Annotated in this window: 22 protein-coding genes and 2 tRNA genes; 21 read left to right on the forward strand and 3 right to left on the reverse strand. The window is 71.0% G+C overall.

Annotation, left to right across the window (positions count from 1 at the left end):
• Positions 1–2 precede the first annotated feature (2 nt).
• From rplU to BN1555_RS21345, 11 genes are all read left to right on the forward strand, one after another.
• Positions 3–323 carry a 50S ribosomal protein L21 gene (rplU, locus tag BN1555_RS21295; protein WP_028813461.1) on the forward strand — a complete coding sequence of 107 codons (321 nt, stop codon included), beginning with the start codon at positions 3–5 and terminating at the stop codon, positions 321–323.
• 12 nt (positions 324–335) lie between these two features.
• The gene (gene rpmA, locus BN1555_RS21300; protein ID WP_093800874.1) at positions 336–593 is read left to right on the forward strand and encodes a 50S ribosomal protein L27; all 258 of its coding nucleotides are present in this window, start codon (positions 336–338) and stop codon (positions 591–593) included.
• Positions 594–725: 132 nt separating this feature from the next.
• On the forward strand, positions 726–2,159 hold the full coding sequence (gene obgE, locus BN1555_RS21305) for a GTPase ObgE (RefSeq protein ID WP_093800875.1): 1,434 nt from the start codon (positions 726–728) through the stop codon (positions 2,157–2,159).
• Positions 2,160–2,418: 259 nt separating this feature from the next.
• Positions 2,419–3,918, forward strand: coding sequence for a bifunctional cytidylyltransferase/SDR family oxidoreductase (locus tag BN1555_RS21310; RefSeq protein WP_093800876.1), 1,500 nt, complete (start codon positions 2,419–2,421; stop codon positions 3,916–3,918).
• Positions 3,919–4,053: 135 nt separating this feature from the next.
• A complete protein-coding gene (locus tag BN1555_RS21315) occupies positions 4,054–6,177 on the forward strand; it encodes a coiled-coil domain-containing protein (RefSeq protein WP_093800877.1) in 2,124 nt (707 codons plus the stop codon).
• 185 nt (positions 6,178–6,362) lie between these two features.
• Positions 6,363–7,610, forward strand: a complete 1,248-nt coding sequence (locus BN1555_RS21320; RefSeq protein ID WP_093800878.1) for a glycosyltransferase family 2 protein — start codon at positions 6,363–6,365, stop codon at positions 7,608–7,610.
• 209 nt (positions 7,611–7,819) lie between these two features.
• Positions 7,820–8,947: a glutamate 5-kinase gene (gene proB / locus BN1555_RS21325; protein ID WP_093800879.1), complete on the forward strand. Its 1,128-nt coding sequence runs from the start codon at positions 7,820–7,822 to the stop codon at positions 8,945–8,947.
• A 130-nt stretch (positions 8,948–9,077) separates the two neighbouring features.
• A complete protein-coding gene (locus BN1555_RS21330) occupies positions 9,078–9,563 on the forward strand; it encodes a hypothetical protein (protein WP_093800880.1) in 486 nt (161 codons plus the stop codon).
• 100 nt (positions 9,564–9,663) lie between these two features.
• Positions 9,664–10,965: a glutamate-5-semialdehyde dehydrogenase gene (locus BN1555_RS21335; protein WP_093800881.1), complete on the forward strand. Its 1,302-nt coding sequence runs from the start codon at positions 9,664–9,666 to the stop codon at positions 10,963–10,965.
• Positions 10,966–11,024: 59 nt separating this feature from the next.
• Positions 11,025–11,633 carry an SCO2584 family spore wall biosynthesis protein gene (locus BN1555_RS21340; protein ID WP_093800882.1) on the forward strand — a complete coding sequence of 203 codons (609 nt, stop codon included), beginning with the start codon at positions 11,025–11,027 and terminating at the stop codon, positions 11,631–11,633.
• Positions 11,634–11,753: 120 nt separating this feature from the next.
• Positions 11,754–12,884 (forward strand): SCO2583 family membrane protein, encoded by a 1,131-nt coding sequence (locus BN1555_RS21345; protein ID WP_093800883.1) that lies wholly within the window; start codon positions 11,754–11,756, stop codon positions 12,882–12,884.
• Between the two features lie 70 nt (positions 12,885–12,954).
• Here BN1555_RS21345 and BN1555_RS21350 read toward each other — a convergent pair whose 3' ends face one another.
• Positions 12,955–14,001, reverse strand: a complete 1,047-nt coding sequence (locus tag BN1555_RS21350; RefSeq protein ID WP_093800884.1) for a M48 family metallopeptidase — start codon at positions 13,999–14,001, stop codon at positions 12,955–12,957.
• A 199-nt stretch (positions 14,002–14,200) separates the two neighbouring features.
• Here BN1555_RS21350 and BN1555_RS21355 point away from each other — a divergent pair, with 199 nt between their 5' ends.
• The 8 genes from BN1555_RS21355 (at position 14,201) to BN1555_RS21390 (ending at position 19,003) form a co-directional block, all read left to right on the forward strand.
• Positions 14,201–14,368 carry a hypothetical protein gene (locus BN1555_RS21355; protein ID WP_093800885.1) on the forward strand — a complete coding sequence of 56 codons (168 nt, stop codon included), beginning with the start codon at positions 14,201–14,203 and terminating at the stop codon, positions 14,366–14,368.
• 38 nt (positions 14,369–14,406) lie between these two features.
• Positions 14,407–15,021, forward strand: coding sequence for a nicotinate-nucleotide adenylyltransferase (gene nadD, locus BN1555_RS21360; protein ID WP_093800886.1), 615 nt, complete (start codon positions 14,407–14,409; stop codon positions 15,019–15,021).
• Positions 15,022–15,073: 52 nt separating this feature from the next.
• The gene (locus tag BN1555_RS21365) at positions 15,074–16,741 is read left to right on the forward strand and encodes an LCP family protein (protein WP_093800887.1); all 1,668 of its coding nucleotides are present in this window, start codon (positions 15,074–15,076) and stop codon (positions 16,739–16,741) included.
• A gap of 68 nt (positions 16,742–16,809) precedes the next feature.
• Entirely contained in the window at positions 16,810–17,247 is a 438-nt protein-coding gene (gene rsfS, locus BN1555_RS21370) for a ribosome silencing factor (RefSeq protein ID WP_093800888.1), read from the forward strand.
• Positions 17,244–17,906, forward strand: coding sequence for a histidine phosphatase family protein (locus tag BN1555_RS21375; protein ID WP_093800889.1), 663 nt, complete (start codon positions 17,244–17,246; stop codon positions 17,904–17,906). Before rsfS ends, BN1555_RS21375 begins: the two co-directional genes overlap by 4 nt.
• Positions 17,907–17,976: 70 nt before the next feature.
• Positions 17,977–18,049 (forward strand) — tRNA-Ala (locus tag BN1555_RS21380).
• A 528-nt stretch (positions 18,050–18,577) separates the two neighbouring features.
• Positions 18,578–18,811: a hypothetical protein gene (locus BN1555_RS21385; protein WP_028813478.1), complete on the forward strand. Its 234-nt coding sequence runs from the start codon at positions 18,578–18,580 to the stop codon at positions 18,809–18,811.
• Between the two features lie 119 nt (positions 18,812–18,930).
• Positions 18,931–19,003, forward strand: a tRNA-Ala gene (locus BN1555_RS21390).
• 67 nt (positions 19,004–19,070) lie between these two features.
• Here the strand turns inward: BN1555_RS21390 and BN1555_RS21395 are convergent.
• Together BN1555_RS21395 and BN1555_RS21400 are read right to left on the reverse strand one after the other, a co-directional pair.
• A complete protein-coding gene (locus BN1555_RS21395; RefSeq protein WP_093800890.1) occupies positions 19,071–20,645 on the reverse strand; it encodes an NADH-quinone oxidoreductase subunit NuoF family protein in 1,575 nt (524 codons plus the stop codon).
• Complete coding sequence (locus BN1555_RS21400; protein ID WP_093803539.1) at positions 20,642–21,865, reverse strand: ferric reductase-like transmembrane domain-containing protein; 1,224 nt, start codon at positions 21,863–21,865, stop codon at positions 20,642–20,644. Before BN1555_RS21400 ends, BN1555_RS21395 begins: the two co-directional genes overlap by 4 nt.
• Positions 21,866–22,397: 532 nt before the next feature.
• Here BN1555_RS21400 and leuS point away from each other — a divergent pair.
• Together leuS and BN1555_RS21410 are read left to right on the forward strand one after the other, a co-directional pair.
• Positions 22,398–25,262, forward strand: a complete 2,865-nt coding sequence (leuS, locus tag BN1555_RS21405) for a leucine--tRNA ligase (protein WP_093800891.1) — start codon at positions 22,398–22,400, stop codon at positions 25,260–25,262.
• 138 nt (positions 25,263–25,400) lie between these two features.
• On the forward strand, positions 25,401–26,141 hold the full coding sequence (locus BN1555_RS21410; protein WP_093803540.1) for a hypothetical protein: 741 nt from the start codon (positions 25,401–25,403) through the stop codon (positions 26,139–26,141).
• The last annotated feature ends 21 nt before the right edge of the window (positions 26,142–26,162 follow it).

Here is a 26,162-nt window from a genome sequence, read left to right on the forward strand (position 1 = left end):
GCGTGTACGCCATCGTGCGCAGCGGTGGTCGCCAGCACAAGGTTGCTGTCGACGACATCGTTGAGGTTGACAAGATTCCCACGGCCAAGGTTGGCGACACGGTCGAGCTCTCGACCCTGCTCGTGGTCGACGGCGACTCCGTCACCAGCGACCCGTGGGTCCTGGCCGGCATCAAGGTCACCGCCGAGGTCGTGGACCACCACAAGGGTGCCAAGATCGACATCCTTCGGTACAAGAACAAGACCGGCTACCGCCGTCGCCAGGGTCACCGCCAGCAGTACACGGCGATCAAGGTCACCGGTATCCCCACGGCTGCGAAGTAAAGGGACTGAGACATGGCACACAAGAAGGGCGCATCGTCCACTCGGAACGGTCGCGATTCCAATGCCCAGCGGCTCGGCGTGAAGCGCTTCGGCGGTCAGACCGTTCTCGCCGGTGAGATCCTGGTCCGCCAGCGCGGCACCCACTTCCACCCGGGCACGAGCGTCGGCCGTGGCGGCGACGACACGCTGTTCGCGCTCGCCGCCGGTGCGGTGGAGTTCGGCACGCACCGTGGCCGCAAGGTTGTGAACATCGTTCCGATCGCCGAGTAATTCCGGCTTTCGTCGAGCGGTACGCACAGCACTTTCCGAGGGCGGACGCTCTTTCCCGGATGACGGGGAAGCGCGGCCGCCCTTGGCGCGTTACGTATGTAGATATTTCCGCATGTACTGGAGGACCCACCCATGACCACCTTCGTGGACCGCGTCGAACTGCATGTCGCCGCGGGTAACGGAGGCCACGGCTGCGCCTCCGTACACCGTGAGAAGTTCAAGCCGCTGGGCGGTCCCGACGGCGGCAACGGCGGGCGCGGCGGCGACGTCACCCTTGTCGTCGACCAGTCCGTGACCACCCTGCTGGACTATCACCACCACCCCCACCGCAAGGCCACGAACGGCCAGCCCGGCGCGGGCGACAACCGTTCCGGCAAGGACGGCCAGGACCTGGTCCTGCCCGTTCCCGACGGCACCGTGGTCTACGACAAGGACGGCAACGTCCTGGCCGACATGGTCGGCCACGGCACGACGTACGTCGCCGGTGAGGGCGGTCGCGGCGGCCTCGGCAACGCGGCGCTGGCCTCGGCCCGCCGCAAGGCGCCGGGCTTCGCGCTGCTCGGTGAGCCGGGCAAGGGCGGCGACATCGTCCTGGAGCTCAAGACCGTCGCCGACGTGGCGCTGGTCGGTTACCCGAGCGCCGGCAAGTCCTCGCTGATCTCGGTGCTGAGCGCGGCCAAGCCGAAGATCGCGGACTACCCGTTCACCACGCTCGTCCCCAACCTCGGTGTCGTCACGGCGGGCTCGACCGTCTACACGATCGCCGACGTCCCGGGTCTGATCCCCGGTGCGAGCCAGGGCCGTGGCCTGGGCCTGGAGTTCCTGCGCCACGTCGAGCGCTGCTCGGTGCTCGTGCACGTACTGGACACGGCGACGCTGGAGTCCGACCGTGACCCGCTCACCGACCTCGACGTGATCGAGGAGGAGTTGGCGCAGTACGGCGGCCTCGGCGACCGGCCGCGCGTCGTCGTCCTCAACAAGGTCGACATCCCGGACGGCCAGGAGCTCGCGGACATGATCCGCCCGGACCTGGAGGCGCGCGGCTACCGCGTCTTCGAGGTGTCGGCGGTCGCACACCTGGGCCTCAAGGAGCTGTCCTTCGCGCTGGCCGAGGTCGTCTCCAAGGCGCGCGCCGCGAAGCCCAAGGAGGAGTCGACCCGGGTCGTCATCCGCCCCAGGGCCGTCGACGACGAGGGCTTCACGATCACCGAGGAGGACGGCGTCTACCGCGTGCGCGGCGAGAAGCCGGAGCGCTGGGTGCGCCAGACCGACTTCAGCAACGACGAGGCCGTGGGCTACCTCGCGGACCGCCTCAGCCGTCTCGGCGTCGAGGAGAAGCTGATGAAGGCCGGTGCCCGTGCGGGCGACGCCGTCGCGATCGGCCCCGAGGAGAACGCGGTCGTCTTCGACTGGGAGCCGACGGTGATGGCGGGTGCGGAGATGCTCGGCCGCCGTGGCGAGGACCACCGCCTGGACGCCCCGCGTCCGGCGGCTACGCGCCGCCGGGACCGCGAGGCCCAGCGCGACGACCCGCAGCGCGAGTACGACGAGTTCAACCCCTTCTAGGGGAGCGCGGCCGCGGCCGGCGGGCGGACTCCGCCCGCCGGCCGCGGCTGTGGCATCGCTCACCCCCGGGAGTGGACCCCCGGACACCTCCCGCACCGGCCCCCCACCACCGCACAGGCTCAAATGCGCGCGCCTGTGCGGTGGTTGGGGGCCGGCAAAGGTTTCGTACAGGTGTCGGCAGGGGGGCGTCCACCTTGCGAGACGGTCACGGAGAGTGCAACCATCGTGTGTCTCCCAGTCCTCGCGAGGTAGGTCGTCTGTGTCTGTGCAGCCCATAGCCAAGCCCCGAACCACAGCAGTCGTGCTCGCCGGTGGTACCGGTCAGCGCGTGGGCCTGTCGATCCCAAAGCAGTTGCTGAAGATCGCCGGCAAGGCGGTCATCGAGCACACGCTGTCGATCTTCGAGCAGGCGGAGGGCATCGACGACATCATCGTTCTCATGGCGCCGGGCTATGTGCCGGACGTCGAGAAGATCGTCGCGAAGGCCGGTCTCACCAAGGTCACCCGGGTCATCGAGGGCGGTTCGACGCGCAACGAGACCACCGAGCGCGCGATCTCCGCGCTCGGCGAGGGCCTCGCCGAGGGGGAGGACCGGAACGTCCTCTTCCACGACGCCGTGCGCCCCCTCCTGTCACAGCGGGTGATCCAGGACTGCGTCGACGCGCTGGAGCGCTACGAGGCGGTCGACGTCGCCATCCCGTCCGCGGACACGATCATCGTGACGCGCACGCACGGCGGCGACGGCGAGTTCATCACCGAGGTCCCGGACCGGTCCCGGCTGCGCCGCGGCCAGACGCCGCAGGCCTTCAAGCTGTCGACGATCCGCAAGGCGTACGAAGTCGCCGCCGGCGACCCGAACTTCCAGGCCACCGACGACTGTTCGGTCGTCCTGAAGTACCTGCCGGACGTGCCGATCTACGTCGTCGCGGGCGACGAGTACAACATGAAGGTGACGCAGCCGGTCGACGTCTTCATCGCCGACAAGCTGTTCCAGCTCGCCTCCACCGCCGCCCCGCAGCAGGCCGACGAGGCCGCCTACCGCGAGCTCCTCGCAGGCAAGACGCTCGTCGTCTTCGGCGGTTCGTACGGCATCGGTGCGGACATCGCGGCCCTCGCCGAAAGTTACGGCGCCAAGGTGTACGCCCTGGGCCGCTCCACCACCGGCACGCACGTCGAGAACCCCGAGCACGTCGACGACGCCCTGTCGAAGGCGTACGCGGAGACCGGCCGCGTCGACTACGTGATCAACACGGCGGGCGTGCTCCGCATCGGCAAGCTCGCCGAGACGGACAGCGCGACCATCCAGGAAGCGCTGAACGTCAACTACCTGGCTCCCGTGCAGATCGCCCGCGCCGCGCACAAGTACCTCGCCGAGACCAAGGGTCAGTTGCTGCTCTACACCTCCAGCAGCTACACCCGCGGCCGCGCCGAGTACAGCCTCTACTCCTCCACGAAGGCCGCCATGGTGAACCTCACCCAGGCCCTCGCCGACGAGTGGGCCGCCGACGGCGTGCGCGTCAACTGCGTCAACCCGGAGCGCACGGCGACGCCGATGCGCACCAAGGCGTTCGGCGAGGAGCCCGCGGGCTCGCTGCTGTCCTCCGAGGCCGTGGCGCGTACGTCGCTGGACGTACTGCTCTCGGAACTCACCGGTCACGTCATCGACGTACGGCAGGTGGACCCGACGCGTGGCGCGTCCGAGGCGTCGGGATTCGAGCAGGCACTGGCCGCCGTCCTGAATCGCCAGGAAGATGTGTAATACTGCTTGGCAATCTGTGATTCGGGCCTCTGTAGTCGCCAATAAAGCGATGCGCAGAGGCCCGAATTCGTGGAGCGGAATTTTATATTCCTCTTACACTGTAAATGACCGGCACCCCTCTGGAGCAGGTTCTTCGTGATTTCGACCGCCATCCGCCTGGCCCGCGTGGGCAGTGGGTCCGAACTGGCCGCCGCCGCCGTCCTGGGGCTGGGATATCCGTGCATAATGCTGGCGGCACTGATTCCGAACCTCTGGTTCTTCGCGGCCGCCGTGGCCGCGACCTACCTCGCGGACCAGCATCTGCACCAGCGCGGCAGCTACTTGGTCAACCGTCTGGGCAAGGTCCGGGCCGGCCTTTCGATCCGCTTCCTGGTACGCCAGTTGCTGCTGATCCTCCTGCTGGCCCGCATGGAGCTGGCCGAGCAGACGATCTTCTACGTGACGATCGCCGGCCTGCTGCTGTTCTACGCCCTCCAGGCCCCGCACGGCGCGCTCGTCACCCTGATCCGCCTGCGCCGCAGGATGCCGGTGGTGACCCGCAACATCGACCTCTCCATGCTGCGCATCCCGGCGGCCCCGCCGAGGCGGCTGCTGAACCGGTCCGCCGAGAAGATGCTCCACCTCGACGTCTTCGCCGTGGTGGGCGTGCTGGCCGCGGTCGAGAGCGGCCGGAGCGCCTTCGGCTACGCCGGCCTCGCGCTCACCCTGGTCCTGGCGATCGCCTACGTCGCGGCGCTGCTGCCGTTCACCCGGCGCGGCCGCCGGGTCCCGCCGGTGAACACCGTCCTGGAGGGCATCGACGGCTGGCTGCGCGACTACCGCCCGACCACGGTCCTGTACTTCTCCGGTTCCCGGGAGTCGGCGTACCAGGTCAACATGTGGCTCGACACCATGAAGCAGCTCGACGGCAGGCCGCTGATCATCCTGCGCGAGCGCCACATCGTGCCGCAGCTCGGCCCGACGTCGGTGCCGGTCATCTGCGTCCCGAGCGCCACGCACCTGATGAACATGGACCTCTCCACGGTCCGCGTCGCGCTCTACGCCGCCAACGTCGGCAAGAACATCCACATGCTGCGCATCCCCACCATGAAGCACGTCTTCATCGGGCACGGCGACAGCGACAAGGTCGCGAGCATCAACCCGTACAGCAAGGTGTACGACGAGGTGTGGAGCGCGGGCCGGGCCGGCCGCGACCGCTACGCGCTCGCCGACGTCGGCGTCCGCGACGAGGACATCGTCGAGGTGGGCCGCCCGCAGCTCGCCCCGATCCAGACCTGGGGCGGTACGCCGAAGAACCCGGTCCCGACCGTCCTGTACGCCCCCACCTGGGAGGGCTGGGACGACAACCCGGGCAACACCTCGCTCCTGCTCGCCGGCGAGAACATCGTCAGGCGCCTGCTGGAGGCCCGGGAGCCGGTCCGGGTGCTCTACAAGCCGCACCCCTTCACCGGGACCCGCAGCCCCCAGGCCAAGGCCGTCCACGAACGCATCACCGCCATGGTGGAGAAGGCCGCGACCGAGCGCGCCACCGACCCGCGCTGGGCGCAGGAGAGTTCCGCGCTCCGGGCCGAGCAGAGCGCGGCGCGGGCCGAGCTGGCCCGTATCGAGGCACGCCTGGGCGAACTCGGAGCCGACGGCAACGGCAAGACGAGGGCCGGCAAGGACGAGGCGGAGACCTCGCGTGACGCCCTGCCCGACCTGGCGCGCGAGGCCGAGCTGGCGACCCTCGGGGACGAGTGGAACGCCGCGTACTGGCGCTCGTTCGGGTGGTGGGAGCACCGGGTCGTCACCGGCGCCGAGCCGCGTCTGTACGACTGCTTCAACGAGTCGGACGGCATGGTCTCCGACATCTCCAGCGTCGTCTCGGACTTCATCGCGAGCGGCAAGCCGTACGCGGTGACCGACTCCGCGGAGCTGGGCGCCGAGGAGTTCAAGAAGCAGAACACCGCCGTGCGCGCCGCCGTGATCCTCTCCAACGACGCGCAGCAGCTCGGCGAGTTGCTCGCCGCCATCACGGGCGGCGAGGGCGCCGACACGCTGGCAGAGGACCGGCGCGAGCTGAAGGAGTACCTGCTGGGCCCCGACGAACCGGCGTCCATCGTGCAGTTCAACGACGCCGTACGGGCGCTCGCGGCCAAGTCCGAGGCCCGCAACCTGGGGGTGGCCCAGCGCACCGGCGTCGAGGTCGCCGTCACCGCGGCGGACCCGAGCGACTCCGCGCCGGAGGCCACGGGGCTCGACACGACCGTGGCGGGCTGACCCCCGACATCCGGACGACACTCGCACGAAGATCTGAATTCGGCCCGGCAGGGCGTCTTTCGAGACGTTCTGCCGGGCCGTTCGTGCGTGTTGTGGCAGGCGTCACGTGGAAAAGTAACGATGGTGAACAACCCTTACCCCTGTAACGGCGGTCTTGGATGTCGATGAACGAGAATGGGACGGGTATGGCCTCAGCTGAAATTCCCGATGTAACCGTGATCATCGGTGCCTACGAGGCGATGCCCTACTTGATCCCCTGCCTGGAATCGGTCGAAGCCCAGACGCTGGGCGCGGACCGCTTGGAGATCGTGGCCGTCAACGACGGCTCGACCGACGGGACCGGAGAATATCTCGACGATTTCGCGGCCAGGAGCAAGGTCAGGACGCGCGTGGTCCACCAGGAGAATTCCGGTGGTCCCAGCAAGCCCCGCAACGTGGGCCTCGACATGGCCCGCGGCCGTTATGTCTTCTTCCTCGACGCCGACGACTACCTCGGCGCGGAAGCCCTGGAGCGGATGGTCGCGATGGCCGACCGCAACGGCACGGACGTCGTGCTGGGCAAGATCGAGGGCATCGGACGCGGCGCGCCCAAGTCCATGTTCGGGCGCACCCTGGAACGCACGGACGTCTTCTCGTCCAACATCAAGATGACGCTCAGCGCGGAGAAGCTCTTCCGGCGCGAACTGCTGGAGAAGCACAAGATGCGCTTCGACCAGCAGCTGTACACCGGTGAGGACGCGCGCTTCACCCTTGAGGCATATGTGCGCAGCGCCGGGGTCTCGGTCATCGCCGACTACGTCTGCCTCTACATCGTGCGCCGCGACGACGGCAAGCACATCACGCAGAGCGGCAGTTACGCGATGCGCTTCGACTCGGCGAAGGCCCTGATGGACCTGATCGCCGAGCTCTACCCGCCCGGTGACAAGCGCGACGATCTGATGATCCGGCCGTTCGTGATCACGCTGCTGCCGCAGTTCGACCACCGCTGGCTGAAGGCCAAGGCCGGCACGCGCCAGGACAAGCTGGACCTCGCGCGGCCGCTCATGGAGAAGTACTGGACGCCGGGCGTGGCCCGCCGGCTGAAGGTGCCCGAGCGGCTGCGGATGCACTACGTCGCCGAGGGGCGGGCCGATCTCCTGGAGGACCACCTCACGTTCCTCCAGGAGAAGAAGGTGCCCGAGGTGATCCGCAGGGGCGCGGCGGCCAAGCCCTACCTCGCGTATCCGCACTTCGAGGACGAGGCGGCGGGCGTACCCGCCGAAATGTTCGCGGTCACGGTCTCGGAGTGGGTCGACGGGGTACGTGTCACCGCGCCCAGGGGGACCGTGCCCCAGCGTGCCGTACCCAAGCCGTCCTTCGCCCGGCGCGTGGTGCGCAAGCTGCGCAGGATGGCCCGCGGCGCGATGGCGGGCCGCCGCCCGGCCCGCTCCTGACGCAGGCTCACCAGACCCCTGGTCCGTCTCCCGGCCCTCCCGGAACCGGCGGGAGACGGACCAGGGGCGGTGTCCGGCCGGAAGCCCGGGCGGCGCGAACGCCGTCCGTACGACGACCGGCGGTCCAGCGGGCGGAATGCGCAGGCGCCGCCCGGAGCGGCTCACGTACATTGCGGGGAGAACCGGGCGAGCAAGAGTGGGGTCTGTACGTGTCAGGGGCAAGGCAGGGCGTCGCGGAGGCCCGCAGGATCGTCGTCAAGGTCGGTTCCTCATCGTTGACCACCGCGTCGGGGGGTCTCGACGCCGACCGCGTCGACGCGCTCGTCGACGTACTCGCCAAGGCGCGCAGCGGCGGCGAGAAGGAGATCGTGCTGGTGTCGAGCGGCGCCATCGCCGCCGGGCTGGCGCCGCTGGGGCTCGCCCGCCGCCCCAAGGACCTGGCCAGGCAGCAGGCCGCCGCCAGCGTCGGCCAGGGGCTGCTCGTGGCCCGCTACACCGCCTCCTTCGCGCGGTACGGCGTGCGCGTCGGACAGGTGCTGCTGACCTCCGACGACACCAGCCGCCGCGCCCACTACCGCAACGCCTACCGGACACTGGACCAACTCATCACCATGGGCGCGGTCCCGGTCGTCAACGAGAACGACACCGTCGCCACGGACGAGATCCGCTTCGGCGACAACGACCGGCTCGCCGCCCTCGTCGCCCATCTCGTCCGGGCCGACCTGCTGGTGCTCCTCTCGGACGTGGACGGGCTGTACGACGGCGACCCCAGCACCCCCGGCGCCTCGCGCATCGGCGAGGTGCACGGCCCCGGCGACATCGCGCACGTCTCCATCGGCAGCGCGGGCAAGGCGGGCGTCGGCACCGGCGGCATGGTGACCAAGGTCGAGGCGGCCCGTATCGCCGCGGCCGCCGGCATCCCCGTCGTCCTCACCTCCGCCAGCCACGCCGCCGACGCCCTCGCGGGCCGCGACACGGGCACGTACTTCCACCGCACCGGCCGCCGCAGCGCCGACCGGCTGCTGTGGCTCGCGCACGCCTCGACGCCGCAGGGCGCGCTCACGCTCGACGACGGGGCGGTACGGGCCGTGGTGGAGCGACGCACCTCGCTGCTGCCCGCCGGGATCGCCGGGGTCGAGGGGGAGTTCAGCGCGGGCGACCCCGTGGAGCTGCGGGACACGGCGGGCGTGGCCGTCGCCCGGGGGCTCGTCAACTACGACGCCAAGGAGATCCCGCAGCTGCTCGGACGCTCCACCCACGACCTGGCGAAGGAGCTCGGGCCCGCGTACGAGCGCGAAGTCGTACACAGGGACGATCTGGTCGTTCTCCACCCCTGAAACGGCTGAAAGACCCGATCCGGGACGGAGACCTTCGCGAAAACCGCCCCGCGCCGGGCCCAGGACTGGTCAACTTTGTTGCGGGGATCCAGGGGGACACGGCACAGCGACACATCAGAGGAGGCCGCCGGTGAGACGAGTACGTCCGGGGGCGCTGCCCCGAGGCACGGTCGGGCGAACCCTGACCAGTGTCGGGGCGGGAGCGGACTTCGACGGAGGCCCGGAGCCGGATCAGGCGCCGGGCACCGGCCGGGAGGCCCACGACAGCCGGGAAGCGTCGAGGCTCTGGCACATCACCCTCAGCGTCTCGGGGGCCGAGACGCCGCTGCAGGAGGTCAGACGAGGTCTCGAACAGCTCGCCCACGACCATCCCTTCCTGCTGACCAGCAGGTACGCCAACGACCACGCGGAGATCCGCTACTGGGAAGAGGCCCGGGACCTGCACGACGCCGCGGCCGTCGCGCTGCGCCTGTGGGGCGAGCACCGGTCCACGTCGAAACTGCCGCCGTGGGAGATCGTGGGCCTGGAGGTCATCGACCGGGACACCTACCACCAGCGGATCGCCGAGGGGTACGGCCCGCCGCCCGCGGCCCCGGTCGGTGTGCACCCGTACTGACCGGCCGCCGCACCGCCGGGGCGGCCGGGTCCCGGCGTGCGCTGTCTCGCGGAACGGGATACCCGGTGGATGCCCGCGGAGCGCGCATTAGTCTGCGGGTATGACCTCGCACTCTCCTCTCGCCGACTCCGACACGACCGCCGCCGGGTCCCCGGTCGCGTCGACCGCACGCCGTGCCCGCGTCGCCGCCGACGCGATCGCGCCACTTCCGCGCTCCGCCAAGGACGCCGCGCTGCTGGCCGTCGCCGACGCGCTGGAGGCCCGTACGGACGAGATCGTCGAGGCCAACGCCCGGGACACCGCGAAGGCCCGCGCCGCCGGGACGAGCGACACGGTGATCGACCGGCTGACGCTGACCCCGGAGCGGATCGCCGCCATCGCCTCCGACGTCCGGGACGTGGCCGCGCTGCCCGACCCGGTCGGCGAGGTCGTACGCGGCTCCACCCTTCCCAACGGCATCGACCTGCGACAGGTGCGCGTGCCGCTCGGCGTCGTCGGGATCATCTACGAGGCCCGCCCGAACGTGACCGTGGACGCCGCCGCGCTCTGCCTCAAGTCCGGCAACGCGGTGCTGCTGCGCGGCTCGTCGTCGGCGTACGCCTCCAACACCGCGCTCGTCGGCGTCGTGCGCGACGCGATCGCCGGGGCCGGTCTGCCCGCCGACGCCGTGCAGCTCGTACCGGGGAAGTCCCGCGTCTCGGTACGCGAGCTGATGCGCGCCCGCGGCCTGGTCGACGTCCTGATCCCGCGCGGCGGCGCGTCCCTGATCCGTACGGTCGTCGAGGAGTCCACCGTCCCGGTCATCGAGACGGGCACCGGCAACTGCCATGTCTACGTGGACGCCGAGGCCGACATCGACATGGCCGTCGAGATCCTGGTCAACTCCAAGGCACAGCGGCCCAGCGTCTGCAACGCCGCCGAGACGCTCCTCGTCCACCAGGACATCGCCGGCGCCTTCCTGCCGCGCGCCCTGGACGCGCTCGCCGGGGCGGGCGTCACGGTCCACGGCGACGAGCGGGTGCTCTCGTACGCCGAGGGGTCCAAGGCGGCTGTCGTGGCCGCCACGGAGGAGGACTGGGAGACCGAGTACCTCTCGTACGACATCGCCGCCGCCGTCGTCGACTCGCTGGACGGGGCCGTCACCCACATCCGCCGCTGGACCTCCGGGCACACCGAGGCGATCGTCACGACGTCGCAGGCCGCGGCCCGCCGCTTCACGCAGCTGGTGGACTCGACGACGGTCGCGGTGAACGCGTCCACCCGCTTCACGGACGGCGGTCAGTTCGGTTTCGGCGCCGAGATCGGCATTTCGACGCAGAAGCTGCACGCCCGCGGTCCGATGGGCCTGCCCGAGCTGACCTCGACGAAGTACATCGTGACGGGCGACGGCCACACGCGTTAGCGAACTCCTCGTTCGCACGTTCTCTGCCCAAAACGACCGTCCCGGTCTACGCTGAACGGGTGCCGGACGACGTGGGGGGCAAGCCGTTCGAGGACGGCTGGGAGCCCAGCGACGACCGCGGGGGCGCGGACGAGGACTTCGCCTCCGTGGTATTCGACGAGGATTTCGTACGGGCCGCCGAGGTCCATGAGCCGACCGCTGTCGAGCGGCTGCTGGCGGCCGCCCAGGCGCGCGCCGAGGCCGAGGCGGCCAGGGCGCGGGCCGGCAAGGTCCCCCCGGACGACGACCTCTACGAGGACCTCTACGACGACGGGTACGGATCCGGCTACGGCGCCCGCGGGTACGGCCACGACGGCGCGTACGGCCCGTTGGACGACGAGGACGAGTACGGCGACGGCACGGGCCCGTACGGGCGGCACGGCGGTGCCCTGCGCCCGTACCGCGGGAACGCGCGCTGGCACCGGCCCGTGGCGTGGATGCTGGCCCTGCTGATGGGCATCGGGATGGTGGCGCTCGCCTTCACCGCGGTCTACCGGGGCGCGTCGGCGGGGCGGCACGACCAGGTGCCGCTGCCCGCGACGAGTGACAACTCCCGGCCCGGCGGTCCCTCGGCCTCCGCCGAGTACTCCGCGCCGGCCGCGCCCGCGGTTCCGCGTACCACGCCCTGACCGGCGGGAACGGCCGCGGAGGGGCCGCCCGCCGAGCGGGCCGGGCTCGGGCGGGAACCGGTCACGACTTGGCACATACCAGGGCGTTTACCTCCGCCTCCGCCGACCTACTCTGAAGGTATGGCAGGGCGCGGAGACCCGCCGGAAGGCCCGCCCGAGGGCCTCTCCGGTGGCAGCGACGACGAATACCGGTCCGTCGTCTTCGACGAATCGTTCGTGCGGGCTGCCCGCCTCCAGGAATTCTCCGCGCAGGAGCGGATGAACGACCACGCGGAGGCCGTGCGCAGCCGGCCCGCCCGAGCGGCGTCCCGCCATGGCGGCAGCGGTGGCCGCCGCAGGGGCACGGGGGCCAAGCAGGCGCTGGCGCTCGTCCTGGTGGTCGCGCTCGCCTTCGCCATGGCGATCTACCTGGGCGTACGCCACCCCTACCAGCCGTCGCCAGCCCCGCACGCCGGACCGCTGCGGATGTCGGTGGTACCGCTGGCCCCGGAGAGCACGGTGCCGGGCGGAGCGCCCGCCGAGCTCTTCGAGCACAGCCCGGCCGCGCGGTTCCGGACGGGCGCGGAGGGCATCGCCCTGCCGACCGCACGGCGCACCGCACACTTCTCGGAGGGCCAGGTGCTGTCCGCCCTGACCATCGCGAAGGACTACCTCGTCGCGTCGTCCCTCGTCCCGGACGTGCTGAAGGGCTCCACCGTCCGTCCGGTGCGCGTACTGCTCGACCCCGACCAGCTGACGCAGTTCGACCGCAGCATCGACGCCCCCGCCGGTGACGGCAGGCACGCGGCCACGGGCTGGCTGGTGCGCTTCGATCCGGCGAAGGCGGCGCTCGCGTCCCCGCAGGTGCGCGTCCGGGGCGTACTGCGCGTCGAGGAGACGGGGACCGGCCGTCTCGAAGTGACCTCCGACCACACCTTCGTGTACGCGCTGCGGCCGGCGGGGGACTCCGCCGGGCTGCCGCGGGCGGACGGCGCGTCGCTGTTCACCGTCCGCCGCGAACTGCACTTCCGCTTCGACCGCGACGACCTGCGGATGCACCGGGCCGAGCTGCTCTTCTCGTCCGTCCAGGCCGGGCCCCAGGCATGCGCGGCCGACGCGGCGGACCGCCTGCGGCCCGTGCTGGCCGGGCAGCGGGCGGCGGACGGCCGGGGTCCCGCCGGGACCGATCCGTACGCGACGGGCCGGGCCACGACGGCGCTGTGCGGGACACTCGCGCCGAGCGCCATGCCCAGCATCCGGGACGACGGCTGACCCGGGGCGCCGCCCGGATCCGGGCCCGGGACGGGGCTCAGGACCGGAACCCGGACCCGGGATCCGGTGCTCAGCCGTCGGACGGGCTCGCCTTGCCTCCGCCGTTGAACTTGTCCCGCAGCTTGCCGCCGAGGTCCCCCGCACCGCCCGCGATGTCGCCCACGAGCTTCATCAGCGGGTCCTTGCTGGTGCGCACCGTGTCGGCGTAGTGGGAGGCGGACTCGCGGAAGGAGTCCGTGACGGACGTGTCGCCGTCCTCGTCGCGCTTCGGGTAGTGGCCGTCCATGATCCGCTGGTGGTCGCGGCTCTCGGCCCACTTCTTCAGCTCGGCGGCCCGGACCGTGGTGAACGGGTGCGAGCGCGGCAGGACGTTGAGGATCTTCAGCACGGAGTCGCGCAGGTCGCCTCCCGCTTCGTACTCCTCGGCCTGCTCCAGGAACGCGTCCACGTTCATCTCGTGCAGGTGATTGCCACCGGCGATCTTCATCAGGCCGCGCATCGACGCCTGGAGGTCCTGGCCGACCAGCAGGCCGGCCCGGTCGGCGGAGAGCTCCGACTTGCGGAACCACTCGCGCAGCGCCGTCACGATCCCCATGATCGCGATGTTGCCGAGCGGGATCCAGGCGACCTTGAGCGCCAGGTTCGTGAGGAACAGCAGGATCGTCCGGTAGACGGAGTGCCCGGACAGCGCGTGGCCCACCTCGTGGCCGACGACCGCCCGCATCTCCTCCTCGTCGAGCAGCTCGACCAGGCCCGTGGTGACCACGATGATCGGCTCGTCGAGGCCGATGCACATGGCATTGGGCTTCGGGTCCTGCGTGACGTACATCGGAGGGACCTTCTTGAGGTCCAGGATGTAACAGGCGTCCAGCAGCATCGTGTGCAGATGCGCGAACTGGGCCTCGCCCACCCGCACCGAGTCGGAGAGGAAGAGCAGCCGCAGGCTGCGCTCGGGAAGCAGGCCGCTGAGTGCCTTGAACACCGTGTCGAAGCCGGTGAGCTTGCGCAGGGCGACCAGGGCCGAGCGGTCCGCCGGGTGTTCGTACGCCCTGGACGAGATGTCCGGGAAGCGCCGGCGATTGCGGCTCGGTACGTTCTCGTGATTGCCGTCGGTCATGGATGGCCCCCTGTCTACGAGTGTTTCCCGTCCCCCGGACGGCCCCAGCGTATGTGCTCACGTGCGCCGCGCTCGGCCGGTTCCCGGAGCCGGTCATTGCGTGAACGACTGAGTCGGCGTGAGCGTGCCCGGGCCGCCCGCATACGATGTTCGTGAAGTCTCCCCTCCGACTCCCGACTCCCGATAGGTCCTGCCGAAGATGAGCCTCCACAGCACCGCCGCCTCCCTCGTGACCCTCGCCTCCGGTGAGGGCGGCGAGCACGGCGGGAACCACGCGTCCCTCAGCCCCTACGTCACCGGCGTCGGCGCGTTCCTCGCGCTCATGCTCCTGCTGTGGATCACCACGCGCTTCAACCGGGACCGCTGAGTCGGGGCCGCGGCAGGGGGCCAGTAGGCTCTGCACGCATGGGAGAGCAGCAAGTGCCGAGCGGTCCGGGCAAGCGCCGACTCGGCGTGATGGGCGGGACGTTCGATCCGATTCACCATGGGCACCTGGTGGCCGCCAGCGAGGTGGCCGCCCATTTCCACCTCGACGAGGTGGTGTTCGTGCCGACCGGGCAGCCGTGGCAGAAGAGCCACAAGCAGGTCTCCCCGGCGGAGGACCGCTATTTGATGACGGTCATCGCGACCGCGTCCAACCCGCAGTTCTCGGTGAGCCGGATCGACATCGACCGTGGCGGTCCGACCTACACCATCGACACGCTGCGGGACCTGCGTGAGCTGAACAGCGACTCGGACCTCTTCTTCATCACCGGCGCCGACGCGCTCGCCCAGATCCTCACCTGGCGGGACGCGGAGGAGCTGTTCTCGCTCTCCCACTTCATCGGTGTGACCCGGCCCGGTCACGACCTGACGGACGACGGTCTGCCCAAGGGGGGCGTCTCCCTGGTGGAGGTGCCGGCCCTGGCGATCTCGTCGACCGACTGCCGGGCGAGGGTCGCGGCGGGTGAGCCTGTCTGGTATCTCGTTCCGGACGGTGTGGTCCGCTACATCGACAAGCGCGAGCTGTACCGCCGCTGAGCGGTCGGCCCGGCCGTACGGGGAGCACAGACCAGCAGGGAGAGGGCCACCGGTGAACGACCGACAGCACCCGTACGACCCGTACGACCCGTATGCCCAGCAGCCGGAGATCATCGGTTACGACGCGTACGGGCAGCCGGTGTACCAGCAGGCGCAGCAGTACGACACGCAGCAGTACGACACGCAGCAGTACGACGCGCAGCAGTACGACACGCAGCAGTACGGCGCGCAGCAGCAGGGTTACGGCTACGACCCGTACGCCCAGCAGCCGCCGTACGACCCGTACGCCCAGCAGCAGGAACAGCAGCAGTACGGGTACGTCGACACCGCTCAGCAGCAGTGGATCCCGCAGCAGGCCGCACCCGCATCCGATCCCGCGCCCGTCCCTGAGCCCGCTCATGTGCCGGACCCGGACCCGGAGCCCCAGGTCGATTCCGTGCCCCAGCAGCGCCGCCCCACGCCCGAGTACGCGACCGAGCAGTTCTCCTTCGTCGAGGAGCCGGACGAGAACTCCGAAGACGTCATCGACTGGCTGAAGTTCACCGAGAGCCGCACCGAGCGCCGCGAGGAGGCCAGGCGCCGCGGCCGCAACCGTGTCGTCGCCCTGGTCGCCGCGGTGGCGCTGGTGGTCGCAGGCGGCGTCGGCTACCTCTGGTACGCGGGAATGCTGCCCGGCCTCTCCGGCAAGGAGGACACGCCGCCCGCCGCGGCGGGCGGCCCGCAGAAGCGCGACGTGATCGTGGTGCACCTGCACACCAGGGAGGGCGCCACCTCCACCGCACTGCTCGTGGACAACGTCACCACGAAACAGGGCACCACCGTCCTGCTCCCCAACTCGCTCGCCGTGGCGAGCGACGACGGCACCACGACCACGCTCGGCAAGTCCGTCGACGACGACGGTTCGGCGGGCACGCGCGAGGCGCTCGGTTCCGTACTGGGGACGAAGATCGGCGGCTCCTGGCGGCTCGACACCCCGTACCTGGAGAACCTCGTCGAGCTGGTCGGCAACGTGGAGGTCGACACCGACACCGATGTGCCCGACTCCAAGAAGGGCGCGTCACCCGTGGTGCGGCAGGGCAAGGGGCAGACGCTGAGTGGCCGCATGGCCGTCGCGTACGCCACCTACCGCGCGCCCGGTGAGGCCGAGGCCGAGCAGCTCCGGCGCTTCGGGCAGGTCATGCAGGGCGTGCTGAAGAAGATCTCGGACGACCCGCAGGCCGCGACCACCACCGTGCGCTCGCTGGCGCAGATCCTCGACCCCTCACTGCCGGAGAAGGACCTGGGCGCGTCGCTCGCCAAGCTCGCCGGACACGCCAAGGCCGGCGACCACCGGACGGCGCAGCTGCCGGTCCAGCCCGACGGCACGCTGAGCGACTCCGACGCCGAGAGTGTGGTGAAGGACATTCTCGGCGGCTCGGTCAGCAGCCCGGAGCAGGGCGCGGCCGTGCGGGTCGGCGTCAGGAACGCCCAGGGGACCACCGGCGCCACCGAGACCGCGAGGATTGACCTGGTCAACGGCGGATACGCGTTCGTGGACGCCGGCCAGGCCGCCTCCGTGGTCACGTCGTCGCAGGTCAGCTACGGCGACGCGGCGAAGAGGGCGACGGCGGAAGAGGTGGCGAAGACGCTGGGTCTGCCGACGGGCGCGGTGCGCAAGGGCAAGGCGGCCGCGAACGCCGACGTGACGGTCGTACTGGGCCAGGATTTCAAGGTGGAGTAATCCCGTCGGCGCCGTCGGCGGTCCGTGAGACCCTGGGGGTATCTCTGACCGCCGACGAAAGCCTGCTTGTGACCGCCACTGACCGTTCCATCGAGCTCATCAACGCCGCCGCTCAGGCGGCCGCAGACCGGCTCGCGCACGACATCATCGCGTACGACGTCAGCGATGTGCTCTCCATCACCGACGCCTTCCTGGTCGCCTCGGCGCCCAACGACCGCCAGGTCAAGTCGATCGTCGACGAGATCGAGGAGCGGCTGAACAAGGACCTTGGCGCCAAGCCCGTGCGTCGCGAGGGCGACCGCGAGGCCCGCTGGGTGCTTCTCGACTACGTCGACATCGTCGTCCACGTCCAGCACAGCGAGGAGCGCGTCTTCTACGCGCTGGAGCGCCTCTGGAAGGACTGCCCCGAGATCGCCCTGCCCGAGGACGCCGTCAAGACCCGCGGTCTGGCCGAAGAGCACGCGAAGCTGCATGCGGCCGGCGAAGTGGACGGAGACCTGAGCTGAACGCCAGCGACACCGGCAAGCGGAGCCGGGGCCGCAGGATCATCCTGTGGCGACACGGCCAGACCTCCTGGAACCTGGAGCGCCGCTTCCAGGGCAGCACGGACATCGAGCTGACCGAGACCGGCGTCGCCCAGGCGCGCCGGGCCGCGAGGCTGCTCGCCTCCCTGAAGCCGGACGCGATGATCGCGTCCGACCTCAAGCGGGCGGCGGCCACGGCCGGTGAGCTGTCGGCCCTGACCGGCCTCGACGTGACGTACGACGCGGGACTGCGCGAGACGTACGCGGGTGCCTGGCAGGGACTGACGCACGAAGAGATCATCGGGCGGTTCGGCGAGCAGTACGCGGCGTGGAAGCGCGGCGAGCCGGTGCGGCGCGGTGGTGGCGAGCTGGAGACCGAGGTCGCCGACCGGGCGGCTCCCGTCGTACTCGCGCACGCCGACAAGCTGCCCGACAACGGCACGCTCGTCGTGGTCAGCCACGGCGGCACCATCCGTACCACCATCGGACGGCTCCTGGGCCTGGAGTCGTACCACTGGGAGGGCCTCGGCGGCCTCTCCAACTGCTGCTGGTCGGTGCTGGGCGAGGGCGCCCGCGGCTGGCGGCTGACGGAGCACAACGCCGGGACGCTCCCGGAGCCGGTGCTCGGCGACGACGACTGACGGATTTCGCTTTCCGGCAGGTCGCAGGCTAAAGTTCTTCTTGTTCGCAGCGCACAGCGCAGAGAACAGCGGGGCTATAGCTCAGTTGGTAGAGCGCCTGCATGGCATGCAGGAGGTCAGGAGTTCAATTCTCCTTAGCTCCACAATCAGGATCCCGGTTCCTCCTCCAGGAGGGGCCGGGATTTCTTGTTGTGCTCGCCGTCGGGGGTGTGGGCGACGTTCCGGCGTTCCGTCGGCGGACAGCGACAGCGACACCGGCGCCGGGCTCGGCGCCATGGCGACGGCCCCACCTGCAAGTCCCGTATCCGGTAAGGGACCTGCCCCTGACGACTGCCCCGGGCCGGTTGCCCGGTGCGGCGGCATTCGGCACCCGCTTTCCGAACCGGCTGAAGGAGTCGGGGCGCACGCATACGCCGATGCGCTGTGGGTATGCGCCCTTGCGCCGGCTGCCGCGTCGATCTTCGGCGCCGCGGCGGGCCTCCTGTGCCCACGTCGCTGCCCCCTTGCGGAGCCATGGCAGAATCGGACGGCCGGAGGGGGACGACGGTCTGACGGGGAGGGAGAGCGCGATGCCCGTGAGCATCCTCGATGCGGTCCGTGCTCTGCCCGGCAGCGACAACGGAGGTATCGCGTACGTGTGCACGGCCTGCCGCCACAGCTGGAACTGAGTGATGGGCGCACACAGGCGGAAATGCGACTGGTGCGGCAGTGGCACGCCCATCGTCAGGGACATGGAACCGGTCAACGCCGACTACCAGTACTGGTGCGAGGAATGCGCCCGGGCGCTGATCATAAAAGGCGACCCCATCGAGACGTACCGCGAACTCGAGGGTGAGCCCATCTACGGCCGGCTGCTCGACGAGCACTGCACGCTCAAGCGTTTCTACTCCTTCGCCACAGCGTGAGCGCACCGTCGGTCATATGCGGACAGAACGGGCGTGTGGGTAAAGGATTTGGTGGAGCGCCGGGGGGCCGGTAATGTTGGCGGAGCCGCCGGGGAAGCCCGGGAAGCGGCAGAACGCACGGGGCTATAGCTCAGTTGGTAGAGCGCCTGCATGGCATGCAGGAGGTCAGGAGTTCAATTCTCCTTAGCTCCACAGAAGGAAGATCCCGCCCGGTCGAATCGACCGGGCGGGATTTTCTCTTTCCGGTGGGCCGGCCGGCTCAGCCCCGGCCGCCGCCCAGGGCCTTTCTGCCGCCACCCGGCAGCGCGGGCCGCCCCGGCCGTTCGGGGGCCTCCCGCTCGATGCGCAGCGCCAGCGCGGGGCAGCGTCGCACGGCGCGCTGGGCGGCCCCCTGGATGTGCACCGGAACCGACGCGTCCGCGAGGGTCGGATAGCCGTCGGGGCCGAGCCGGATCAGCTCCGGGACGATGTCGGCGCACAGCCCGTGGCCCTTGCACAGCGTCCAGTCCACCGCGAACTTCTCGCCGCTCGGGACGCCCTCCTCGTGACCGGGGCCCGGCAGCGGCAGTACGCCCAGCGTCTCCCGGCCGCAGCCGCCGCCCAGGACGTGCGCCGCCAGGTCGTCGGTGAAGGCGCTGAGGGTGGAGACGAAGAAGCGCACCGAACCGTCGGGGTGCTTGCACGCGCCCCGGCCCTTCACGGCCCGCGTCACTTCGCGCAGGGCCTCCAGTGCGGCCTGGCCGCCACCGTTGAGTACGTCGGAGAGGCCGCCGGCGGCGGCGGGCAGCCCCAGCCGGCAGGGGCCGCACTGGCCCGCCGTCTCCGCCGCCAGCCAGTTCGCGACGCGCAGTGACTCGCCCAGCGGGCAGGTCTCCGGGCCGATCGGGAGGATCGCGCCCGCGCCGAGCGCGCCGCCGAGGGAGGCGAGGGACTCGCGGGAGATCACGGCGTCGTGCGCGGCGACCGCGTCGATCCAGTTGCCGTGGTAACCCCCCGTCAGCACGCCCTGGGGCAGCGGCGGGGCGCCGGCCATCTGGAGGACGTAACGCAGCGGCACTCCGGTGGGCACCTCGACCACCATGGGGCGCGAGACCGCGCCGGAAAGGGTGAGCATGACCGTGCCCGGCTCGTCCACCAGGCCGGTGTGGCCGTAGCGGCGGGCACCGGTGCGGGCGGCGACGGCGAGCTGCGCGAAGGTCTCCGTATTGGACAGCAGGGTGGGAGCGCCCCCCACCCCTGTCTCGGAGGCGCGCTCGCGGCGGCCGGGCGGCAGGGCCGGGCCGCCGTTCGCGGCGCGGATGAGGGAGGACGCTTCGCCGGAGACCATGCGCTCGGGAGTGCGTACGATCCGCGCGCGCAATTGCTGACCGCGCCGGTCGGACAGGCCGCGTTCGGCGAAGGCGGCGCGGACGGAGGCCTCGGTCGAGTTGCGGGTGACGCCGACGACCAGGGTGCGGGCGCCGAGCGCCTCGGCCGCGAGCAGGGCGCCGTCGAGCGCGAGGTGCGGGGCGCGGTTGAGCAGGACGGTGTCCTTGCGGCAGGCGGGCTCGCCCTCGCTGCCGTTGATGACGACCACGGGCCGCACGCCGCGCCGGATGGAGGCCTGCGCGACCGCCCGCAGTTTCCTGCCGAAGGGGAAGCCGGCGCCGCCGCGGCCGCGCAGCGAGATGTGGTCGGCGAGTTCGGCCAGGCGTTCTCCGGCCATCGGTTCCAGCGGGCCGTGCACTTTCAGGTGCATACCGAGGTCGAGGCGCTCGACCAGGTCGAAGCCGGCCGTCAGCTGGGGGAGGCCGACCACGCGTACCTCGGGGACGTCGGGAAGGGGGGCGTTCAACGTCGGTCTCCTGCGGGTGCGTGCCAGGGTTCTCCGGCGGCGGGCCGGTAGAGCGGACCCGGCGCGGGTTCGGTGCCGTCGTGGGGGCGGGGGTGGGGGAGCGGTCCGGCGGGCGCCCGGGGAGCGTGCGCGGGGCGTTCGGGGACATACCCGGAGAGGCCGGGGGCGGCTCCCGGGCCGTACACCGCGCGGTCAGGGTCGTACGGCGGGCGGGCGGCCTGTGCGGGGGGAGGGGGCGACGGGGTCGGCCAGCGGGGCGGGGGAGGCGCCGTCTGGAGGGGGATCTCCTCGGTCGGGGGAAGGCGCTGCGCCGGGGGGATCTGTCCGGTGGGGGCCGAATCGGCGGAGGCGGCCGCGGCGGATACGGCGCGGTACGCCGCCGATATGCCGTTGTCCGGCGCCGCACGGAGCCCGTCGGGGGAGTGCCCGGCCTCGTACAGCGGTGGGGCGGGGGCCGCCGGCCGCTGGTGCTGCGGCTGCGGCTGTGGCTGCGGCGGTGCGAAACCGCCGCCCGGCAGCGGGGAGAGCGTGGCGTCACGGGGCGCCGGGCCGGGTGCCCCGGCCCGGGACCCGGACGTGGCCAGGGCCACGATCCGTTCGGCGGCGGCCCGCTTGAGCGGGGGCGGGAGCAGGCGCAACGACAGGACCGTCGCGACCGCCGCAAGGGACAGGGCGTACATCGTGACGACCCACCCGGCGGCGGGCCGGCCCGCGAACAGGCCGTGCACCAGGGCCGATCCCCAGGCCGGGTAGGAGAGCATGTGCAGCGCCCGCCAACGGCCGGCGATGCGTCCCGGGGTGGCGAACGCGCTGCGCAGCGCCCCTGTCGAAGCCGCGACGACCATGAGGAATCCGGCGAGGGAGCCGAATCCGATGAGGCCGGCCGTACCGCTGATTCCGAGGCCGAAGGGGACCAGGGCTCCGAGGAGCGCCACGTGCCCCAGCGAGACCTTGACCGAAACGTGCAGCAGCAGGAAACCGAGGGAGGCGACCGCGGTGGCCCGGTGGACGGCCTGGGCGAGAAGGCGGTGGCGCGGCCGGAGCAGCAGCCGGTCGGTGGCCAGCAGGCCCCAGGCGACGGCGGCGGTCAGGGAGACCAGGGAGAGGACGCCGGTGGTGAAGTCGAGCGCGGCCCGCAGACTGTCGCTGCCGGCCGTGGCGAGCAGGGGTATGAGAATCAGCGCGGCGGCGGTCAGGCCCCCTTGGGCGGGGCGGCTCAGTGCGGGGAGAGCGGGGGAGGAGCGGGTCTTTCGACGAGAGGCCGGGTGGGTGTCCGGGCGAGGGGCCGGGCGAGAACTCGGATGAGAGTGCGGATGAGGGCTCATGGGGCGACTCCGAATGCTTCGGCAAAGTGGTCCCGTTGCCGCATGCTAGGTCGCTCCATACTGGGCAGTACGGCGTTTGGAGGTTTAGCGCGCGGGCTGTGGGAAAACTTGCTCGGACGTTGCCCCGGATAGGGTCGATACGCGGAGTAACCCCGGCGGCGAGGGGAGCCCGGTCCGCCGGACGGACGCTCGATGCGGCCGTCCCGGGCCCTGCGGTACCCTGACGCCATGCGTGCCGTACGCCTTCTGCTTGGCGAGCCGCGCTGATCAGTCCCGACGGATGGAAGATCCGGTCGGAATCGGCGCGGCGTCCCCTCCTGTGCGAGGGGATTTTTCATTCCCGGATGTCACAGCGTGCATGTCCGTGAATGTCACAGCCTGAATGTCGCAGCCGCTGGCAGAGACGATTGATGGAGCTTTGAGGATCATGAGCGAGACGAATTCTGCTGCCGAGGTGGCAGCACCGCACCGCTATACGGCCGCGATGGCCGCTGACATCGAGGCACGCTGGCAGGACTTCTGGGACGCGGAGGGCACGTACGAGGCGCCGAATCCCAGCGGCGACCTGGCAGGCGACGCGGCGCTGGCCGCCAAGCCGAAGAAGTTCATCATGGACATGTTCCCGTACCCCTCGGGTGCGGGTCTGCACGTCGGCCACCCGCTCGGCTACATCGCGACCGACGTCTTCGCCCGCCACCAGCGCATGACCGGCCACAACGTCCTGCACACGCTGGGCTTCGACGCCTTCGGCCTGCCCGCCGAGCAGCACGCGGTCGCCACCGGCACGCACCCCCGGGTGTCGACCGAGGCCGCCATGGACAACATGAAGCAGCAGCTGCGCCGGCTGGGCCTGGGCCACGACAAGCGCCGGTCCATCGCGACGATCGACCCGGACTACTACAAGTGGACCCAGTGGATCTTCCTGCAGATCTTCAACTCCTGGTACGACGCGGAGGCCGGCCGGGCGCGGCCCATCGCCGAGCTGGTGGCGCAGTTCGAGAGCGGGGAGCGCACCACGCCGGACGCGCGCCCCTGGAGTGAGCTGAGCGCCGCCGAGCGCGCCGACGTCCTGAGCGAGTACCGCCTGGCGTACGCCTCCGAGGCGCCCGTGAACTGGGCCCCGGGCCTGGGCACCGTACTGGCCAACGAGGAAGTCACCGCCGACGGCCGCTCCGAGCGCGGGAACTTCCCCGTCTTCAAGGCCAAGCTGCGCCAGTGGAACATGCGCATCACCGCCTACTCGGACCGCCTGCTGGACGACCTGGACGGCCTGGACTGGCCCGAGGCGATCAAGCTGCAGCAGCGCAACTGGATCGGACGGAGCGAGGGCGCGCGCGTCGACTTCCCGGTCGACGACCACGCGATCACCGTCTTCACCACCCGCCAGGACACGCTGTTCGGCGCGACCTACATGGTGCTGGCGCCCGAGCACGAGCTGGTCGAGAGGATCGTTCCGGCCTCCTGGCCCGAGGGCACGCACGACGTGTGGACCGGCGGCCACGCCACCCCGGCCGAGGCCGTCGCGGCGTACCGCGCGCAGGCCGCCTCGAAGTCCGACGTCGAGCGGCAGGCCGAGGCCAAGGACAAGACCGGCGTCTTCACCGGCGCGTACGCCGTCAACCCGGTCAGCGGCGAGCAGGTCCCCGTCTTCATCGCGGACTACGTGCTGATGGGCTACGGCACCGGCGCGATCATGGCCGTACCGGCGCACGACTCCCGCGACTTCGCGTTCGCGCGCGCCTTCGAGCTGCCGATGCGCTGCGTCGTCGAGCCGTCGGACGGCCGGGGCACGGACCCGGCCCAGTGGGACGACGCGTTCTCCTCGTACGACGCGAAGATCGTGAACTCGTCGAGCGGGGACATCTCGCTGGACGGGCTGGGCGTCGTCGACGCCAAGGCGAAGATCACCGAGTGGCTGGCCGCGCGGGGCATCGGCGAGGGCACCGTCAACTACCGTCTGCGCGACTGGCTGTTCAGCCGTCAGCGCTACTGGGGCGAGCCCTTCCCGATCGTCTACGACGAGGACGGCATCGCTCACCCGCTGCCCGAGTCGATGCTGCCGCTGGAGCTGCCGGAGGTCGAGGACTACTCGCCGCGCACCTTCGACCCGGACGACGCTGACACCGAGCCGGAGACGCCGCTGTCGCGCAACGAGGACTGGGTGAACGTCACCCTGGACCTGGGCGACGGCCCGAAGAAGTACCGGCGCGAGACCAACACCATGCCCAACTGGGCCGGTTCCTGCTGGTACGAGCTGCGCTACCTGGACCCGCACAACAGCGAGAAGCTGGTCGATCCCGAGATCGAGCGGTACTGGATGGGGCCGCGCGAGGGGCAGCCGCACGGCGGTGTCGACCTGTACGTCGGCGGCGCCGAGCACGCCGTACTGCACCTGCTGTACGCGCGGTTCTGGTCCAAGGTGCTGTTCGACCTGGGGCACGTCTCCTCGTCCGAGCCGTTCCACAAGCTCTACAACCAGGGCATGATCCAGGCCTTCGTCTACCGGGACTCGCGCGGCATCGCGGTGCCGGCGGCCGAGGTCGAGGAGCGCGACGGCGCCTTCTGGTACCAGGGCGAGAAGGTCAGCCGCGTCCTGGGCAAGATGGGCAAGTCCCTGAAGAACGCCGTCACCCCGGAGAAGATCGCCGCCGAGTACGGCGCGGACACGCTGCGGCTGTACGAGATGGCGATGGGCCCGCTGGACGTGTCGCGGCCGTGGGACACGCGCGCGGTGGTCGGCCAGTACCGGCTGCTGCAGAGGCTGTGGCGCAACGTCGTCGACGAGACGACGGGCGAGGCCACGGTCGTCGACGCCGAGCCCGACGAGGACACGCTGCGCGCCCTGCACAAGGCGATCGACGGCGTCGGCAAGGACATGGCGGGGATGCGCTTCAACACCGCCATCGCCAAGGTCACCGAGCTGAACAACCACCTGACGAAGACGGGCGGGCCGGTGTCGCGGTCGGTCGCCGAGCGGCTGGTGCTGCTGATCGCGCCGCTGGCCCCGCACATCGCCGAGGAGCTGTGGCGCAAGCTGGGGCACGCGGATTCCGTGGTGTACCAGGACTTCCCGGTCGCCGATCCGGCGTACGTCGTGGACGAGACCGTGACGTGCGTGGTGCAGGTCAAGGGCAAGGTCAAGGCGCGGCTGGAGATTTCGCCGGCGATCGGTGACGAGGAGCTGGAGAAGCTGGCGCTGGCGGACCCGGCGGTGGTCGCGGCGCTGGGCGGGGCCGGTATCCGCAAGGTGATCGTGCGGGCGCCGAAACTGGTCAACATCGTTCCCGCGTAACACGGGGTGCGGCGGTAGGTGCTTTCCCCTACGGGCAGGTTGGGGGTTCCGGCGGAACCCTCAGCCCGCCCGTTCCGTTTACGGTGGAGAGACCACACAAGCCGAGTGGCCGAGTGGACCGACAACGGAGGGGCGCTCATGGAAGCCGGCACCGTCATCATGATCCTGGCGTTGCTCTTTGTGGCGTTCGTGGCGGCGGGGGTGTACGTGGGCGTGAAGGCGGTCGGTGCGGCCAAGCGCGGCGTGGACCGCACGATCACGCAGGCGCGGCGCAGCGTCGAGGACACCACCCTGCGGGCGAAGAGCTTCGGGCAGGTGGGCGTCGCCGGGGAGCTGGCCCAGCTGAGGCTCTCTCTGCGTACGTCGATGAGAGCCACCCAGGAGGCGTTGCAGGCGGGCGTCGCGGAGGACGCCTCGCTGTCGGAGTCGATCGGCCTGTTCGAACGGCTGGGCGGGCACGGGCGCGAACTGGACGACGACCTGAAGCGGCTGGAGCGCGAGCCGGACAAGGCGCGGGTCGCGGAGCGGCTGCCGGACCTGCGTGAGCGTACGGAACGGGTGACGCACGCGGCGGACTCGCTGCGGTGGGCGGCGCGGGACCGGGCGCAGCGGTTCGCGGACGACGACCTCGCGTCGCTGAGCGCGCAGATCGAGGTGGAGTCGGGGGCGCTGCGGCACTGGGCCACGTCCCCGGGCGCGGACACGTCCCCCGCAGCGGACGCGGCGGGCAGGGCCGCTCGGGCGGCTGACGGGGCGACCGGCGGGGCGGGCGCGGCGGGTCGGCCCGCCACCGGACCGGAGGCGATCACGGCGCGTGACCCTCAGCGGCAGACCACCTACCCGTGGCAGAAGACGGCCCGTCCCGAGGGCACCGTCTGAGACGGCCCGACGCTCCGGAAC

It is taken from the genome of Streptomyces sp. Wb2n-11 (assembly GCF_001049855.1).
Taxonomy (GTDB): domain Bacteria; phylum Actinomycetota; class Actinomycetes; order Streptomycetales; family Streptomycetaceae; genus Streptomyces; species Streptomyces altiplanensis.

Bases quoted from the DNA above. Each gene is read 5' to 3' on its own strand.
- leuS (WP_093800891.1), top strand. From the start codon at position 22,398: ATGAGCGAGACGAATTCTGCTGCCGAGGTGGCAGCACCGCACCGCTAT.
- BN1555_RS21345 (WP_093800883.1), top strand. From the start codon at position 11,754: ATGGCAGGGCGCGGAGACCCGCCGGAAGGCCCGCCCGAGGGCCTCTCC.
- nadD (WP_093800886.1), top strand. From the start codon at position 14,407: ATGGGAGAGCAGCAAGTGCCGAGCGGTCCGGGCAAGCGCCGACTCGGC.
- BN1555_RS21410 (WP_093803540.1), top strand. From the start codon at position 25,401: ATGGAAGCCGGCACCGTCATCATGATCCTGGCGTTGCTCTTTGTGGCG.
- obgE (WP_093800875.1), top strand. From the start codon at position 726: ATGACCACCTTCGTGGACCGCGTCGAACTGCATGTCGCCGCGGGTAAC.
- rpmA (WP_093800874.1), top strand. From the start codon at position 336: ATGGCACACAAGAAGGGCGCATCGTCCACTCGGAACGGTCGCGATTCC.
- BN1555_RS21355 (WP_093800885.1), top strand. From the start codon at position 14,201: ATGAGCCTCCACAGCACCGCCGCCTCCCTCGTGACCCTCGCCTCCGGT.
- BN1555_RS21320 (WP_093800878.1), top strand. From the start codon at position 6,363: ATGGCCTCAGCTGAAATTCCCGATGTAACCGTGATCATCGGTGCCTAC.
- BN1555_RS21335 (WP_093800881.1), top strand. From the start codon at position 9,664: ATGACCTCGCACTCTCCTCTCGCCGACTCCGACACGACCGCCGCCGGG.
- BN1555_RS21350 (WP_093800884.1), bottom strand. From the start codon at position 14,001: ATGACCGACGGCAATCACGAGAACGTACCGAGCCGCAATCGCCGGCGC.
- BN1555_RS21385 (WP_028813478.1), top strand. From the start codon at position 18,578: ATGGGCGCACACAGGCGGAAATGCGACTGGTGCGGCAGTGGCACGCCC.